Consider the following 15,627-nt stretch of genomic DNA (forward strand, 5'->3'; position numbering starts at 1 on the left):
CGGCGTCGCGCAGCCGCATCAAGGACACCGACTTCGCCAAGGAAACCGCTGAGCTGACCCGCACCCAGATCCTGCAGCAGGCCGGTACGGCCATGCTGGCCCAGGCCAACCAGGTGCCGCAGGGCGTGCTCAGCCTGCTGCGCTGATCCACGGCAAGAAGGCGCCGCTACCGTCGGGTTGAACCGACGGTAGCGGCAACCCGACAGCCACGGCGTACTCAGGTGCCGGCCATGCCCGGCCCGGGAAGCTTCCCGAACCGGCTTGGCATCGCCCGCCCCTGCGGACCTCTCTTTCAGCGTTGTGCATGTTGACTGTACGTACCGGGCGGCTTCGTCTCCCCCCGATTGTCAGTAGCCTGATCCCTCCCCTGCATTGGGGGAGGGTTTTTTACAGACCCCTGGCAGCCCGCGGTGAACCCACCCGCACCCTGCCCCAGACCTCCTGCAACTGGCGTGCCAGAAGCGCCCCACCGGCCAGTGGCACGGCGCATGCATCAACGAAGTCCTCAAGACCCAGCGGCGCAGGCCGCTATTTTCGTTGACGACGGGCCGCTGCACGACGGCCAGGCCCGTATACCAGGAGAAACGACGTGGCAGACTTTGGATACGGTGGCATTGGCTCAGGGCTGGACATCTCCAGCATCGTCAACCAGCTGGTCGCAGCGGACCGCAAGCCGGCCGACAATGCGCTGAACCTGCAGCAGTCCAAGACCAAGATGCAGCTGTCGTCGCTTGGCACGGTCACCTCGGCGTTCGACAAGCTGAAGACCGCACTGACCGCATTGAAGGCCACCACCGCCTTCGACACCCGCACCGTCAGCGCAACCGGCAAGGCCGGCCCCAACAACGCCGACGATGTGTTGACCGCATCGGTGGCGCTGTACGACCTCGGCACCAGCAAGGCCGCCGCAGCCAACGGTACCCACAAGGTCGAGGTGAAGAACCTGGCGTCGGCGCACAAGCTGATTGCCGACACGTCGGTGCCCAAGACCGATACCTTCGGTGCCGGAACCTTGACGCTGACCGTCGGCGTGGGCGACAAGGCCAAGACGATGAACGTGCAGGTGGAGGAAGGCGACACGCTTACCACCGTCCGCAACAAGATCGACGCCGCCGGCCGCAAGGAAGGCGTGCAGGCTACGCTGATCAGCTCCGGCGACAACCAGTACCTGTCCATCGCCCAGGAAAAGACCGGCGCGGCCAGCGCAATCAAGCTGGAATACGCCGGCAGCGATCCGAAGCTGGGCGCACTGGTCGGCAGCCTGAAAGAAAACAGCCCCGCCAAGGATGCGCTGCTGACCATTGACGGCGTGGAAGTGGTGAGTGCGAGCAACACTGTGACCGACGCGGTGCCAGGCCTGACCCTGAACCTGAAAGTGCCGGGCCTGAGCACCGTCACCATCAGCACCGACACTACTGCCGCAACCAAGGTGATGCAGGAGTTCGTCACCGCCTACAACGCGGCCATCGCGGCGATCAACACCGAAACCAAGTACGACGCGAAGACCAAGGAAGCCGCCGCACTGACCGGCGATGCGCAGATGCGGGGTGCGATCGCGCAGCTGCGCTCGACGATGTCCGGCGTGCTCAAGGACCTGGCAGGCGACCAGCTGGATGCCAAGGCACTGGGCCTGCAGACCCGCGGCTATCCCAACGCCGATGGCACCCTGGTGCTGGACAGCACCAAGTTCGCCGCAGCCCTCGCCGCGCAGCCGGAGAAGATCCGCCAGGCGGTCACCGGCGATACCGGTGGTGCCGGCCGGCTGTACTCACTGGTGGACGGCTACGTCAGCACCACGGTCGGCAAGGAAGGCGCCTTCGTCGCCCGCACCAAGGGACTGAACACCACGCTGGACAACATCGACAAACGCCGCAAGGACCTGGACGCGCGCATGGTCGGTGTCGAGGCCCGTTACAAGAAGCAGTTCGTGGCATTGGACAGCCTGATGGGCAAGCTGCAGCAGAGCAACACCGCACTGCAGCAGCAGCTGGCCCAGTTGAACCGCTGAGGAAACACGTGCGGCGCTCAAGTTTGGCGTCGTACGCACCGATAACGGACGCAACAGCAATCATCGCAGTGCCGGCGTCAACGGTCCCTTCGACCGCACCCCGGCACCCAGCGCAAGGGAGAATCACGAATGTACGGTTCCAGCCGTCAGTACGCCGAGCAATACCGCCAGGTGGGTGTGACCAGTGCGGTCGCCGATGCCGATCCGCACAAACTGGTGGCGCTGCTGCTGTCCGGCGCACTGGAGCGCGTGCGCCGTGCACAGGCCACCCTCGAGCAAGGCGACCAGGCCGGCAAGGGCAAGGCGATCGGCGAAGCATGCGCCATCGTCGCCCACCTCAACGGCTCGCTGGACCATGAAGCCGGTGGTGAGATCGCCGGCAATCTGTCGGCGCTGTACGACTACCTGCTGCAGCGCCTGACCGAGGCCAACCTGCACAACGACCGCGCTGCACTGGACGAATCACTGCAGCTGCTGGGCGAGATCGACGGTGCCTGGAATGCCATTCCGCACGAGCAACGCCGTCCGGCGGCGGTGGCGCCATGAGCCTGCTTGAACTCAACGCGCAGCTGGATGCATTCGAGAAGGCCCTCGACGAAGAGGCCTTCGAACAGGCCGACAGCCTGCTTGATGGCCATGACAGCACCCTGCACGCACTGCTGAGCCAGCCGCTGGGCAGCGCCGACCACGCGCCGCTGTCGGCCCTGCTGGAGCGCCAGCAGAGCCTGCTTGGCCTGCTGCGCCAGCGTCGAGACGCAGTCTCCGTGCAGATGCAGGACGGCCGCCGCTCCCTTCGCGCCGCGCATGCCTACCTGCAGGCAGAATCGCTGGCATGACCGTCCTGCCGACCACGTCCCTGCATCATCCGGCCGAAAGCGAGCTGTTCGACGAAACGCTCAGCTGCGAACTGGCCTTGCCCGCCGAGTTCCAGGCCGGCAGCGCAGTGGGCCGGACCAGTAGTGCCGAAGGCCTGCTGCGCAGCCTGGCACTGGTCGAAGACAGCCGCGCCGACGAACACGAAGAACGCAGCGAAGCCAGCCTGCAACTGCAGCGCCTGGAGGCCAAGGTGGACCTGACCATGGTCCTGCTCGGCCGCCTGATCCGCCAGCAGGGCCAGGAACCGACGCTGCGCCCTGTGCGCTGGTCGCGCCGTGGCATCCGCCTGCAGCTGGGCCCACGCAGCGGCAGCACGCCCGGCCAGGCCGGCGTTGTCCGCCTGCAACCCAGCGACTGGCTGCCCGACCATATCGACCTGCCGGTGGAAGTCATCGCCGAAGCGGCCGATGGCGGTGGTGGTCACTATCTGTGGCTGCGCTTCCATCGCCTCGGCGATGGCCTGGAAATGGCGATGGAACGGCATCTGTTCCGGCTGCACCGCCGGCAGGTGGCCGAGGCCCGCCGCGCACGCTGAAATCTGCCACCATGCAGGCGGACGGACAGCCCTTGGCGTGCCCGTTCAGCTAAGTTAAGGTGGACCCCCCTCCCCAACCTCCAGCGTGCCTGTGCGAGTTCTCATCGTCGACGATCACACCCTGGTTCGCGCCGGCCTGGCGCGGCTGCTGCAGGGGTTTGCCGACGTGCAGCTCGTCGCCGAGGCCAGCAATGCCGAACAGGCACTGCAGATGGCCCTGCAGCACGCACCGGACGTGGTGTTGATGGACCTGTCGCTGCCCGGCCGCACCGGCCTGGAAGCGCTGAGCGACATCCGCCTGCGCGCACCCGGTACGCGCATCGTGATGATGACCATGCACGACGACGCCGCCCACGTGCGCGACGCCCTGGATCGGGGTGCCGTCGGCTTCGTGGTCAAGGACGCCGCACCGCAGGAGCTGGAACTGGCGCTGCGTGCCGCGCATGCAGGCCAGGTATTCCTGAGCCCGCAGATCTCGGCCAAGATGCTGGCGCCGATGCTCGGTCGCGAAAAGCCGACCGGCATTGCCGCACTGTCGCCGCGCCAGCGCGAGATCCTTCGCCGCATCGGCAAGGGCGAGAGCAACAAGGAAATTGCCGCCGATCTTGGCATCAGCGTCAAGACGGTGGAGACCCATCGCGCACGCATGATGGAATCGCTGGGTTGCCGTCGCGCCAATGATCTGCTGCTGCTGGCCGCGCGCCACCAGCACGAACTGGAATGACGTCCCCGCGTCGGCGGTAACGCCGCAGCGCCACCGGCAGGGCCGGCCGGCGCCGAAATACCGTCACCCATACGCATCCCGACGGGATTCCGTACAGCACGCACGACCTGCCGCCATGGCTGCTGACCACGAATCAATGACTTGGCGCGCGTAATCGTCAAAATCCCGCGCTTGCGTAGGGGTTTTCCCTACACGGTGTCGGGAACACCACCAACACCCTCAGGAACCCCCCGATTCCGCCCTTGCCGGATCAAAAGCAAGATGTGTTCCACAAGGCGTCGGGGAGCGGCGCCGGGGAACCACGATGAAGGCTTCACTCTCGACCCAGCTGGGCCAACAACTTCACCTCACCCCGCAGTTGCTGCAGTCGATCCGGCTGCTGCAGCTCGACGGCCTGCACCTGGAACAGGAAATCCAGCGCCTGCTGGACTCCAATCCGCTGCTGGAAATCGAAGACGCCGAAGCGCCCGCCGCCGAAGCTACCGATCCGGCCATCACCACGCTGGATACGGCCGCGTTCGACGAACTGCCCGAATCCTCGATGTGGGAGGTGTCCGGCGCCAACTGGCAGGACGGCGACGACGACCGCATGGCGCGCATCGCCGCGGGCGAGTCGAGCGACCCGCAGCTGCGCGTGCTGCAGCGCCTGGCGCTGGACCTGGACGAGCACGAACTGGCCGTGGCCGCCTTCTGGCTGGAACACTGCGACGATGCCGGCTACCTGCAGGCACCGCTGGCGCAGCTGCAGCTGCTGGCCAGCGCGCAGTTCGACATCGATGCCGACGGCGTTGAAGCCGTCCGCCAGCACCTGCTGCAGGGCGAGCCGGCCGGTATGGCCGCGCAGGATCTGCGCGAATCGCTGCTGGCCCAGCTGTGCAGCCTGCACGGCGTAGTGCCGGCCCGGCATCTGGCTGCACGCATTCTGCAGGGCGCGCTCGACGCCTTGGCCGCGCATGACTACCCCGCCCTCGCCCGCCAGCACGATGCCGAGATCGAGGACGTGCGAGAAGCCGTCCGCCTGATCCTGTCGCTGCAGCCGCGCCCGGGCGACAGCCTGCTGCCCGAGCGCAATGCAGTGGTGGTGCCGGATGTGGTCGCCTGGCACGCCGACGAACAATGGAAGGTCGCGCTGAACCCGGCCACCAGCCGCCGGGTGTCGATCAACAGCCAGTACGAGCAGGCCCTGGCCGACAGCGGCGAGGCAGCCCCGGCCCTGCGCGAGATGCTGCAGGAGGCACGCTGGTTCAGCCGCGGCCTGTCGATGCGTTACGACACCCTGCTGCGCACCGCGCGGGTGATCGTCGAGCGCCAGGCAGCCTTCCTGGTGCGTGGCGAGGAAGCCATGGCACCGCTGACCCTGAAGGAAGTAGCCGAAGAAATCGGCATGCACGAATCCACCGTTTCGCGCATCACCACCGGCAAGTACCTGCAGACCCCGCGCGGCACCTTCGAACTCAAGCACTTCTTCGCCGTGCGCCTGGAAGGGGCCAGCGTGTCCGGCCAGGCGGTCAAGGCCATGGTCCGCCGCCTGATCGACGCCGAACCGGCCGGACGCCCGCTGGCGGACGAGGCCATCGCTGGCCTGCTGTCCCGCCAAGGGGTGAACATTGCCCGTCGAACCGTCGCAAAATACCGCGAACAACTGGATATCGCCCCGGCCCGCGAACGGCGCCGGGTCAACGCCAGGCAACCGCAGCTGGCCCGGGTGGGCTGAAAAGGATGTTGGACATGAACAAGCTCACAGTTCTGCTGGTCGATGACCATGAGGGCTTCATCAACGCGGCCATGCGCCACTTCCGCAAGATCGACTGGCTGCAGATCGTCGGCAGCGCCGGCAACGGCCTGGAAGCGATCGAGCGCTCGGAAAGCCTGCGCCCGCAGGTGGTGCTGATGGATCTGGCGATGCCGGAAATGGGCGGCCTGCAGGCCACCCGCCTGATCAAGTCGCAGGATGATGCACCGTACATCGTGATCGCCAGCCACTTCGATGACGTCGAGCATCGCGAGCACGCACTGCGCGCCGGCGCCGACAACTTCGTCAGCAAGCTGTCCTACATCCAGGAAGTCATGCCGATCCTGGAAGGCCTCAGGGAGGAACGGTCGTGAGCGAATCGCGCATCCTGGTACTGGACAACGACGCGGTGCGTGCCGAGCGCACCGTGGCCCTGCTGGAATTCATGGACTTCAACCCGCGCTGGGTTTCCGACGCGGCCGATTTCGACCTGACGCGCCAGCGCCAGAACGACTGGATGGCGGCGATCGTCGGCAGCCTGGACGACAGTGCCGCCAGCACCGCCCTGTACGCCTGGCTGGGTGGCAGCAGCCTGCCTCCGCCGGTGCTGCTGGCCGACGGTGACGCGACCGCGTTCGCGCAGCGGCATGGCCTGCACGAAGCCAACATCTGGCCACTGGAAGCGCCGCTGCGCCATGCGCAGATGGAAGCCCTGCTGCGCCGCGCCAGCCTCAAGCGCCTGGATGCCGAACACCAGGCGGGTGCCGTGCAGGACCAAGGCCCGACCGGCAACGGTCCGGCGGTCTGTGCACTGCGCACGATGATCGAACAGGTCGCCGCGTTCGACACCACCGTGCTGGTGCTGGGCGAATCGGGCACGGGCAAGGAAGTGGTCTCGCGCAGCATCCACCAGCGCTCGCCGCGCCGCGACGGTCCGTTCGTGGCGATCAACTGCGGCGCGATTCCGGCCGAACTGCTGGAAAGCGAGCTGTTCGGCCACGAGAAAGGTGCCTTCACCGGCGCGCTGACCGCACGCAAGGGCCGTTTCGAAATGGCCGAGGGCGGCACCCTGCTGCTCGATGAGATCGGCGACATGAGCCTGCCGATGCAGGTCAAGCTGCTGCGCGTGCTGCAGGAGCGCAGCTTCGAGCGCGTCGGCGGCAACCAGACCATCCGCTGCAACGTGCGGGTGATCGCCGCAACCCATCGCGACCTGGAAAGCCGCATTGCCGACGGCAAGTTCCGCGAGGACCTGTTCTATCGCCTCAACGTGTTCCCGATCGATGTGCCGGCCCTGCGCGAACGTCGCGAAGACCTGCCGGCGCTGGTGGAAACCATCGCCACCCAGCTGGCGCGCACCGGCCGCGGCGAAGTGCGCTTCACCCCGGAAGCACTGCAGGCGCTGGCCGGCTACGAGTGGCCGGGCAACGTGCGCGAACTGACCAACCTGGTCGAGCGCCTGGCCGTGCTGCACCCCGGTGGCTCGGTACGCGTGCAGGACCTGCCGGCACGCTACCGCGGCGACGCCGCGCTGGCCGTACCCGCTGTGGTCGCGGCCGCTCCGGTGGTCGCCAGCGAAGAACGCCTGGACCTGCGCAGCTTCTCGTTCCACACCCCGGGCAGCGGCAACCAGCCGGCGCTGGAACACGGCATCGCCGTCAACCGCGCCGCAGCGCCGGCCGCGTTGCCGGACGACGGCCTGGACCTGCGCAACCACATGGCCAACATCGAACTGGGCCTGATCAACGAAGCACTGGAACGCACCCAGGGCGTGGTCGCCCACGCCGCCCAGCTGCTCGGCCTGCGCCGCACCACCCTGGTGGAAAAGCTGCGCAAGTACGGCATCGAACGCGAAGCGGCCGAACTGGCCAGCTGACACGCGTTGCCAGCATGAAGGGGGCACGAACGCCTGGGCTTGCCCGGGCGTTGGTGTTTGTGGGGGTCCGCCTGATGCGCGGGCGGGCCCGACGGTTCCATGGCAGCGGCCGGATTGCTCAGTAGATCCACGCCATGCGTGGATGACGGGCGACGGTGCCGAGAATATTTCGCTGCATTTGCACGTTTTCCTACAGACAACGCAACCGCACCGCGGAGCATGGCAAGGACATCCCAACGAGGTTCCGCCATGCACCGCCTGACTCTGCTTGCCGCCCTGCTCTTCCCTGCTCTGGCCACAGCCGCCGACTGCGCCCTGCCCACGACACTGGACCAACAGCAGTTCACCAACCTCAGCGATCCGCTGTACCAGCCAGATAATCCGAATGCCGGACGCATGGTGCAGGTCAGCTTCGGCAGCAATCAGTACGTGCTGCACATCCTCGGCACCGACCTCCGCATCGGCGGCAGCTACCGTTACCAGCAACTGGCTCCGCACATTGCGGAAATCCAGATGACAGAAGCCCACCCCGCCGGCCCCGCCCGCTACACCCTGCTGCTGACCTGCCTGACCGACCACCAGGGTCGCTTCATCTACACCCAGCACGACGGCCCCATCGCCCCACGCCAGCGCCAGAATTCCGGCCGCTGGACCCTGCAGCCATAGGCCAAAAAACCGACGCCGGTGAAATGACGCGTCACACGCCTCGAGAGCAGCATTCATGCATGGCGTGGATCAAGCGTGTCGACCAAGGTCGACACCTACCAAGAGCAGCGTGCCGACCAACGGTCAGCCCCACCAACAGCAGCGGGAAGCTGTCGAAGGCGGGGTGGGTCCGGTTGCGGGGGTGTCCGCGGCATGGATGCCGCGGCCAAGCCCCCATGGAAGGGTTTACGGCGTCCCCCGCAACCGGACCCACCCCGCCATCCCAGAGGAACCCCGCTTTTGCTTTGGCTTTGGCTGTTGCTGTCGCTGTTGAGGTTGCCGGCCAGCGGCCGGCACTACCGCGGGGCGCGGGGTGCAACCCCGCAAAGCAACACCCCCCTCACTTCACTGAACCGATCAGCCATTTCGGCACGGCACTTGCACTAGCTCCAGCAGACACCCCCATCCCTGTTTCTGGAACCGTTGCAGATGTCCCACTCCGTCACTTCGATCCTTTCCCAGATCCGCTCCTACCAGACCCAGGTAGGACAGCCCGCGCTCAACCCGCTGGCCGAAGCGCCGCGTAGCAATGCCCTGCCGGGCACGGTGCTGGATGCGCCGCAGGTCCAGCCTGCCAGCTTCACCGAAACCCTGCGCGGCGCCATCGCCGGCGTCAACGATGCGCAACAGAAATCCGGCGCGCTGGCCAAGGCCTTCGAACTGGGTGAACCCGGCGCCGACCTGGCCAAGGTGATGGTCGCCTCGCAGCAGTCCCAGATCGCCTTCCGCGCCACCGTGGAAGTCCGTAACCGTCTCGTCCAGGCTTACCAGGACGTGATGAACATGCCGCTGTAAGGATAGAAACGCATGGCCCTGTCGCTCTCCAAGGAATCCCTGAACGCCGAAAAGGCGGGCCAGTGGTTCGACCGGCTGCAAAGCCTGCAGATCACCCGTCGGCTCGGACTGATGGCGATGATCGCCGTGGCCGTGGCGGCAGGCCTGTTCGTGTTCTTCTGGTCGCAGATGCCGGGCATGGTGCCGCTGTACACCGGCCTGGACCAGAAGGCCACTGCTGAAGCGACCGACCTGCTGCGTGCCGCACAGATTCCGTTTCAGCTGGACCCGGCCACCGGTGGCATCACCGTGCCGGAAAAGAACCTGCACGATGCCCGCCTGAAACTGGCGGGCTCGGGCCTGACCGACAGCGGCAAGCTCGGTTTCGAGCTGATGGAGCGCGACCCGGGTTTCGGCGTCAGCCAGTTCGTGGAAAGCGCGCGCTACCAGCACGCGCTGGAAACCGAGCTGTCGCGCACCATCAATACGCTGCGCCCGGTACGCGATTCGCGTGTGCACCTGGCCATCCCCAAGCCCAGTGCGTTCACCCGCCAGCGTGATGTGGCCAGTGCCTCGGTCACCCTTGAACTGCGTGGCGGCCAGCAGCTGGAACGCAGCCAGGTCGATGCAATCGTGCACATGGTTGCTGCAGCCATTCCCGATCTGGCGCCGGAACGGGTGACCGTGGTCGACCAGAGCGGTCGCATGCTCAGCGTCAGCGACCCCAACAGCGAAGCGGCCGTCAACGCCGCCCAGTTCGAACAGGTGCGCCGCCAGGAAACCTCGTTCAACCAGCGCATCCGCGAACTGCTGGAACCGATGACCGGCCCGGGCCGGGTCAATCCGGAAGTCAGCGTCGACATGGACTTCTCGGTGACTGAAGAAGCGCGCGAGCTGTACAACGGCGAGCCGCAGAAGCTGCGCAGCGAGCAGATGAGCGAGAACAGCAGCAGCACGCCGGGCCCGCAGGGCGTACCGGGTGCGACCAGCAACAGCCCGCCGGGTCAGGCCGCTGCACCGGCTACCGCGCAGGCGCCGACCGAAAGCAGCAAGAACGCGACCCGCAACTACGAGCTGGACCGTACCCTGCAGCACACCCGCCAGCCGGCCGGCCGCATCAAGCGCGTGTCGGTGGCGGTGCTGGTGGACAACGTGCCGCGCGCCGGTGCCAACGGCAAGGTTGCACCGCAGCCGCTGTCGGCAGCAGAACTGACCCGGGTTGAGGCACTGGTCAAGCAAGCCGTCGGTTTCAGCGCCGAGCGCGGCGACACCGTGTCGGTGATGAATGCCCCGTTCGTGCGTGATACCACGCCGGTGGAAGGCCCGGCCTGGTGGGAACTGCCGTGGGTGCACGATGCCGGCCGCATGCTGCTGGGTGCGCTGGTGGTTATGGCGCTGCTGTTCGGCGTGCTGCGCCCGGCACTGCGTGGCATCACCGGGCAGAACCGCAAGAACGAAGAACTGGCGCTGGAACCGCATACCGCGGACGTGCAGCTGGTCGATGACGATGGCACCCCGCTGCCGGCGCTCGGCGCCGACCGGGCAAGCCTGGGCGGGCCGGAAGCACTGGCCCTGCCGGTGGATTCTTATGAGGAACGACTGCGGATGGCGCGTGAAGCCGTGAAGACCGACTCCAAGCGCGTGGCCCAGGTGGTCAAGGGTTGGGTGGCCAATGACTGAGGTCGCGCCCCTGACCGGCGTGCAGCGCGCCGCCGTCCTGCTGTTGTCGCTGGGTGAACTGGACGCGGCCGAAGTGCTGCGCCACATGGAGCCGAAGGAGGTGCAGAAGATCGGCATCGCCATGGCCACCATGTCCGACATCACCCGCGAACAGGTAGAACGGGTGATGGACCAGTTCAGCCAGGAACTGGGCTCGAAGACGTCGTTGGGCGTGGGCTCGGACGACTACATCCGAAACATGCTGGTGCAGGCGCTGGGCAGCGAGAAGGCCGGCAACCTGATCGACCGCATCCTGCTGGGCCGCAACACCACCGGCCTGGACGCACTGAAGTGGATGGACCCGCGTGCGGTGGCCGACCTGGTGCGCAACGAGCACCCGCAGATCATCGCCATCGTGATGGCGCACCTGGAAACCGACCAAGCCGCCGACGCGCTGAAGCTGCTGCCCGACCGCACCCGCGTGGACGTGCTGCTGCGCATCGCCACCCTCGACGGCATTCCGCCCAATGCGCTGAACGAACTCAACGAGATCATGGAACGCCAGTTCGCCGGCAACCAGAACCTGAAGTCGTCCAACATCGGCGGCGTGCAGTGCGCGGCCAACATCCTCAACTTCATGGACAGCGGCCAGGACCAGGCGATCCTGGGCGAGATCGCGCGCATCGACGCACCGCTGAGTGGCCGCATCCAGGACCTGATGTTCGTGTTCGACGACCTGGTGGACCTGGACGACCGCGAGATGCAGCTGGTGCTGCGCGAAGTCAGCGGCGAGCGACTGGGCCTGGCCCTGCGCGGCGCCGACATCAAGGTGCGCGACAAGATCACCCGCAACATGTCCCAGCGTGCAGCCGAGATCCTGCTGGAAGACATGGAAGCGCGCGGCCCGGTACGCCTGTCCGACGTGGAAGTGGCGCAGCGCGAGATCCTGGCCATCGTCAAGCGCATGGCCGATGAGGGCACTGTCACCATTGGCGGCAGCGCGGAGGCGATGCTGTGAGCAACGTCGTGCGCTGGCTTGCCCCGGACCTGCTGGCCCAGCCCGAACCGGTGCTGGACCACGACGAGGCCTTCGAACTCACCGAGCCGGACCCGGAGCATGAGCCGGAGCCGCCGCTGCAGCTGCCGACCCTGGAGGAGATCCAGGCGATCCAGGACAGCGCCGAGAAGGAAGGTTTCGATCATGGCCACGCCGATGGCTTCAGCCAGGGCCAGGCCGAGGTGCGCCGCTTGGTCGCGCAGATCGAAGGCATCCTCGACAACTTCGGCCGGCCGCTGGCGCGTCTGGAAAATGAGGTGGTCGGCGCCCTCGGCGAACTGGCGGTACGCATCGCCGGTGCGCTGGTAGGCCGTGCCTACGAGGCCGATCCGGCGCTGCTGGGACAACTGGTCGGCGAGGCGATTGACGCCGTCGGCGGCAGCAACCGCGAGGTGGAAGTGCGTCTGCACCCCGATGACATCACTGCCCTCGCCCCATTGCTGAACCTGTCGCCGCAGCAGCGCCTGGTGCCTGACACCAGCCTGAGCCGTGGCGACCTGCGCGTGCATGCCGAGGCCGTACGCATCGACGGCACCCTGGAAGCCCGCCTGCGCGGCGCGCTGGACGCCGTGATCCGCCAGACCGGAGCCATCGCATGAACACCGAGACCGCTTCGCCGCCGTCGCCGCCGGCCGACTGGGCCGTTGCCCGCAATCTGCGCCTGGCCAACCGCCTGGACGGCCTGAAGGTCGACACCGCGCACGGTCGCGGGCTGATCCGCGAAGGCGTGCTGCGCCGAGCAGTCGGCCTGACCCTGGAGGCGGTCGGCTGCGAAGCGCCGCTCGGCGCCAGCTGCAAGGTGGAAGTGGTTGACGGCGGCTGGGTCGATGCCGAAGTGGTCGGCTTCGCCGGCGAACGCACCTACCTGATGCCCAGCGCCGAACTGCACGGGCTGCTGCCGAATGCGCGGGTGGTGCCCTCCGCACGTCGTGGCGGCGTGGAAGTGGGCGAAGGCCTGCTCGGCCGTGTCATCGACAGCGATGGCGTACCGCTGGATGGCAAGGGCCCGATCCGCGCTGAAGGCCACGTCGGCATGGCCGGCGTTTCGATCAATCCGCTGGCACGCGAACCGATCACCCAGCCACTGGACGTAGGCGTGCGCGCGATCAATGCGCTGCTGCCGATCGGCCGCGGCCAGCGTGTGGGCCTGTTCGCCGGCTCCGGCGTCGGCAAGTCGACGTTGCTGGGCATGATGACCCGCTACACCGCCGCCGACGTGATCGTGGTCGGCCTGATCGGCGAGCGTGGCCGCGAAGTACGCGATTTCGTTGAAAGCACCCTGGGCGAGGAAGGCCTGCGCCGCGCGGTGGTAGTGGCCAGCCCGGCCGACCGGCCACCGCTGGCCCGCCTGCATGGCGCCTACCGCGCCACCGCCATCGCCGAATGGTTCCGCGACCAGGGCCTGAACGTCCTGCTGCTGATGGATTCGCTGACCCGCTTCGCGCAGGCGCAGCGCGAGATCGGCCTGTCGGTGGGCGAGCCGCCCACCACGCGCGGCTATCCGCCATCGGTGTTCGCCAAGCTGCCGGCACTGGTGGAACGTGCAGGCAACGGCGCCAAGGGGCGCGGTTCGATCACCGCCTTCTACACCGTGCTGACCGAGGGCGACGATCCGCAGGATCCGATCGCCGATGCCGCGCGCGCGATTCTTGACGGCCACATCCTGCTCTCGCGCCGGGTGGCCGACAGCGGCCTGTACCCCGCCATCGACGTGGAATCGTCGGTCAGCCGCGTGGTCACGGAAATCGCCGACGAACCGTGGCGCCTGCGCATCCGCAAGTTGAAACGGCTGGTCTCGGCCTACTCGGCCAACCGCGACCTGATCGCCATCGGCGCCTATCAGCGCGGCAACGACGCGGCGACCGATGAAGCCCTTGAGCGCTGGCCGGAAATCATGGAATTCCTCGGCCAGGATGTGGCCAAGGCCGCAGATCTACCGCACAGCCAGGCGGCGTTGCAGCGCCTGGTGGAACAAGAGAACGAGAGGCTGACATGATCCAGTCCAAGCGCATCGACCCCCTGCTGAAGCGGGCCCAGGAACACGAGGACGCGGTCGCCCGCGACCTGGCCGAACGCCAGAACGTGCTCGACACCCATCTGTCGCGCCTGGACGAACTGCGGCGCTACGCCGAGGAGTACGCCAACGCGCAGATGGCCGCGACCAGCCCGGCGCAGCTGTTGAACCGGCGCGCATTCCTGGACAGGCTGGACAGCGCGGTGGAACAGCAGCAGCAGACCGTCAACGGCAACCTCGAAAAAGTGGAGGCCGAACGCGCGCGCCTGATCCTGGCCAGCCGTGACAAGGCCGTGCTGGAGCAGCTGGCCGCCAGCTACCGCGCGCAGGAAAAAGTGGTGACCGACCGCCGCGACCAGCGCGAGATGGATGACATCGGCGCACGCCGCGCGCGCCTGGCGCAGACCGAAGACCAGGACGATGGCGAGCAGGGAGGCCGGTCGTGATGCCCTCCCCGTTGAGCAGCAACGCCAGCGCACCGACGCCCGGCGGCAGTGGCAATGCCGGCAGCGCACGCGCCTCGCGCAGCGATTCCGGCAAGGATTTCGGCCAGATGCTGCAGGGCGGCAGCGCGTCGACCGGCACTCCCGGTACCGCGACAAACGCCAGCAATCCGGCAACACCGGCGAACGCTGCAACAACCCCCGACGGCAACCCGGGCAAGGCGACGCCGCGGCCGACCGACGGCGACGCAGCCGCCACGGATGCCAGCACAGCGACACCTGCTGTACCGGCAACATCGGCAGCCAGCGACGACAAGGACACACCGGCCAACGCGGACGACGCGCCCTGGCCGCCACTCGGATTGGCCGGCCTGATGCTGGCCGTGCCCACCGGCGTCGATCCGGCGCCTGTGCTGCCGCCGCCAGCGGCCAGCGATGCCGAAGGTGGCGCGCTGCCCTCCGCTGCACTGGCACCCGCGGCCGCCGCAGTGGCGACCAACGCGAGCCAGGGCGCGGCAGCGCCGGCCGCCAGCGCTCCGGCATCCGCTGCCGGCGATGATGAGGCCAGTGGCCTGCCGTTGCCGGAGCTGGTGATGGGGGGCAAGGCATTGGATCGTGCCGACGACGGTGACAGCCTGCAGATCGGCGACCGCGCACCTCCGGCACCGCTGCAGCCCCCCCTGCCCGCCGCCCTGCAGGACCTGAAGGCCGCACTGGCCAGCAATGCCATCTTCAATGGCGAACCCACGCCGAAGCCGGTGCTGGGGGATGATGGTTTCGACCAGGCCATCGGCGCGCGCATCGGCTGGCTGGCCGACCAGAAGATCGGCCATGCCCATATCCGCCTCAACCCGGAAGACCTGGGGCCGGTGGACGTGCGCCTGCAGATGAACGGTGACAAGGTCCATGCCAGCTTCAGCAGCCCGCATGTGGATGTACGCCAGGCGCTGGAAAGCAGCCTGCCGCGCCTGCGTGAACTGCTCGGCGAGCAGGGCTTCCAGCTGGCCCATGCCGATGTCGGCCAGCAGCACAGTGGCGACGGCACTCCGGGCAGCCCGGCGGGCGGCGGCGGTCGTGGTGGTGACGGAGAACCGTCACTGGGCGACACCACGGTGTCGGCGTCGCAGCTGATCCGCCAGCGCGGGTTGTTGGACGCGTACGCCTGACAGGCGTGCCAACCAAGGTTGGCACCCACCAGAGCGGGACGGTCGGCACCTACCAGAA

General features: G+C 67.5%; 17 protein-coding genes. All 17 read left to right on the forward strand.

Features of this window, described 5'->3' with window-relative positions; genetic code table 11:
• Positions 1 to 146: flagellin (locus AC1DKR_RS09820; RefSeq protein ID WP_478033239.1), on the forward strand; the 146-nt coding region annotated here is incomplete at its 5' end.
• A gap of 443 nt (positions 147 to 589) precedes the next feature.
• On the forward strand, positions 590 to 2,008 hold the full coding sequence (gene fliD, locus AC1DKR_RS09825) for a flagellar filament capping protein FliD (protein WP_312787041.1): 1,419 nt from the start codon (positions 590 to 592) through the stop codon (positions 2,006 to 2,008).
• A gap of 129 nt (positions 2,009 to 2,137) precedes the next feature.
• Positions 2,138 to 2,554, forward strand: a complete 417-nt coding sequence (fliS, locus tag AC1DKR_RS09830) for a flagellar export chaperone FliS (protein WP_089241027.1) — start codon at positions 2,138 to 2,140, stop codon at positions 2,552 to 2,554.
• Complete coding sequence (locus tag AC1DKR_RS09835; protein ID WP_025879004.1) at positions 2,551 to 2,844, forward strand: hypothetical protein; 294 nt, start codon at positions 2,551 to 2,553, stop codon at positions 2,842 to 2,844. The genes fliS and AC1DKR_RS09835 overlap by 4 nt, the downstream gene beginning before the upstream one ends.
• On the forward strand, positions 2,841 to 3,419 hold the full coding sequence (locus AC1DKR_RS09840; protein WP_313251736.1) for a PilZ domain-containing protein: 579 nt from the start codon (positions 2,841 to 2,843) through the stop codon (positions 3,417 to 3,419). Before AC1DKR_RS09835 ends, AC1DKR_RS09840 begins: the two co-directional genes overlap by 4 nt.
• Before the next feature lie 91 nt (positions 3,420 to 3,510).
• Positions 3,511 to 4,143: a response regulator gene (locus AC1DKR_RS09845; protein WP_025879002.1), complete on the forward strand. Its 633-nt coding sequence runs from the start codon at positions 3,511 to 3,513 to the stop codon at positions 4,141 to 4,143.
• A 304-nt stretch (positions 4,144 to 4,447) separates the two neighbouring features.
• A complete protein-coding gene (gene rpoN / locus AC1DKR_RS09850) occupies positions 4,448 to 5,857 on the forward strand; it encodes an RNA polymerase factor sigma-54 (protein WP_363733178.1) in 1,410 nt (469 codons plus the stop codon).
• Between the two features lie 14 nt (positions 5,858 to 5,871).
• On the forward strand, positions 5,872 to 6,249 hold the full coding sequence (locus tag AC1DKR_RS09855) for a response regulator (protein ID WP_025879000.1): 378 nt from the start codon (positions 5,872 to 5,874) through the stop codon (positions 6,247 to 6,249).
• On the forward strand, positions 6,246 to 7,751 hold the full coding sequence (locus AC1DKR_RS09860) for a sigma-54 dependent transcriptional regulator (RefSeq protein ID WP_478032596.1): 1,506 nt from the start codon (positions 6,246 to 6,248) through the stop codon (positions 7,749 to 7,751). Before AC1DKR_RS09855 ends, AC1DKR_RS09860 begins: the two co-directional genes overlap by 4 nt.
• Before the next feature lie 249 nt (positions 7,752 to 8,000).
• Positions 8,001 to 8,417, forward strand: coding sequence for a hypothetical protein (locus AC1DKR_RS09865; protein WP_033831042.1), 417 nt, complete (start codon positions 8,001 to 8,003; stop codon positions 8,415 to 8,417).
• Between the two features lie 468 nt (positions 8,418 to 8,885).
• Complete coding sequence (fliE, locus tag AC1DKR_RS09870) at positions 8,886 to 9,251, forward strand: flagellar hook-basal body complex protein FliE (RefSeq protein ID WP_025878997.1); 366 nt, start codon at positions 8,886 to 8,888, stop codon at positions 9,249 to 9,251.
• Between the two features lie 12 nt (positions 9,252 to 9,263).
• A complete protein-coding gene (fliF, locus tag AC1DKR_RS09875; RefSeq protein WP_478032599.1) occupies positions 9,264 to 10,910 on the forward strand; it encodes a flagellar basal-body MS-ring/collar protein FliF in 1,647 nt (548 codons plus the stop codon).
• A 10-nt stretch (positions 10,911 to 10,920) separates the two neighbouring features.
• Positions 10,921 to 11,907 (forward strand): flagellar motor switch protein FliG, encoded by a 987-nt coding sequence (gene fliG, locus AC1DKR_RS09880; RefSeq protein ID WP_099818764.1) that lies wholly within the window; start codon positions 10,921 to 10,923, stop codon positions 11,905 to 11,907.
• Entirely contained in the window at positions 11,904 to 12,545 is a 642-nt protein-coding gene (locus AC1DKR_RS09885; protein ID WP_394197701.1) for a FliH/SctL family protein, read from the forward strand. Before fliG ends, AC1DKR_RS09885 begins: the two co-directional genes overlap by 4 nt.
• The gene (locus AC1DKR_RS09890; RefSeq protein WP_363733172.1) at positions 12,542 to 13,942 is read left to right on the forward strand and encodes a FliI/YscN family ATPase; all 1,401 of its coding nucleotides are present in this window, start codon (positions 12,542 to 12,544) and stop codon (positions 13,940 to 13,942) included. The genes AC1DKR_RS09885 and AC1DKR_RS09890 overlap by 4 nt, the downstream gene beginning before the upstream one ends.
• Entirely contained in the window at positions 13,939 to 14,406 is a 468-nt protein-coding gene (gene fliJ, locus AC1DKR_RS09895) for a flagellar export protein FliJ (RefSeq protein WP_025878992.1), read from the forward strand. Before AC1DKR_RS09890 ends, fliJ begins: the two co-directional genes overlap by 4 nt.
• The gene (locus AC1DKR_RS09900) at positions 14,406 to 15,569 is read left to right on the forward strand and encodes a flagellar hook-length control protein FliK (protein WP_478032603.1); all 1,164 of its coding nucleotides are present in this window, start codon (positions 14,406 to 14,408) and stop codon (positions 15,567 to 15,569) included. The genes fliJ and AC1DKR_RS09900 overlap by 1 nt, the downstream gene beginning before the upstream one ends.
• Positions 15,570 to 15,627 lie beyond the last annotated feature (58 nt).

It is taken from the genome of Stenotrophomonas sp. 01N47 (assembly GCF_056399165.1).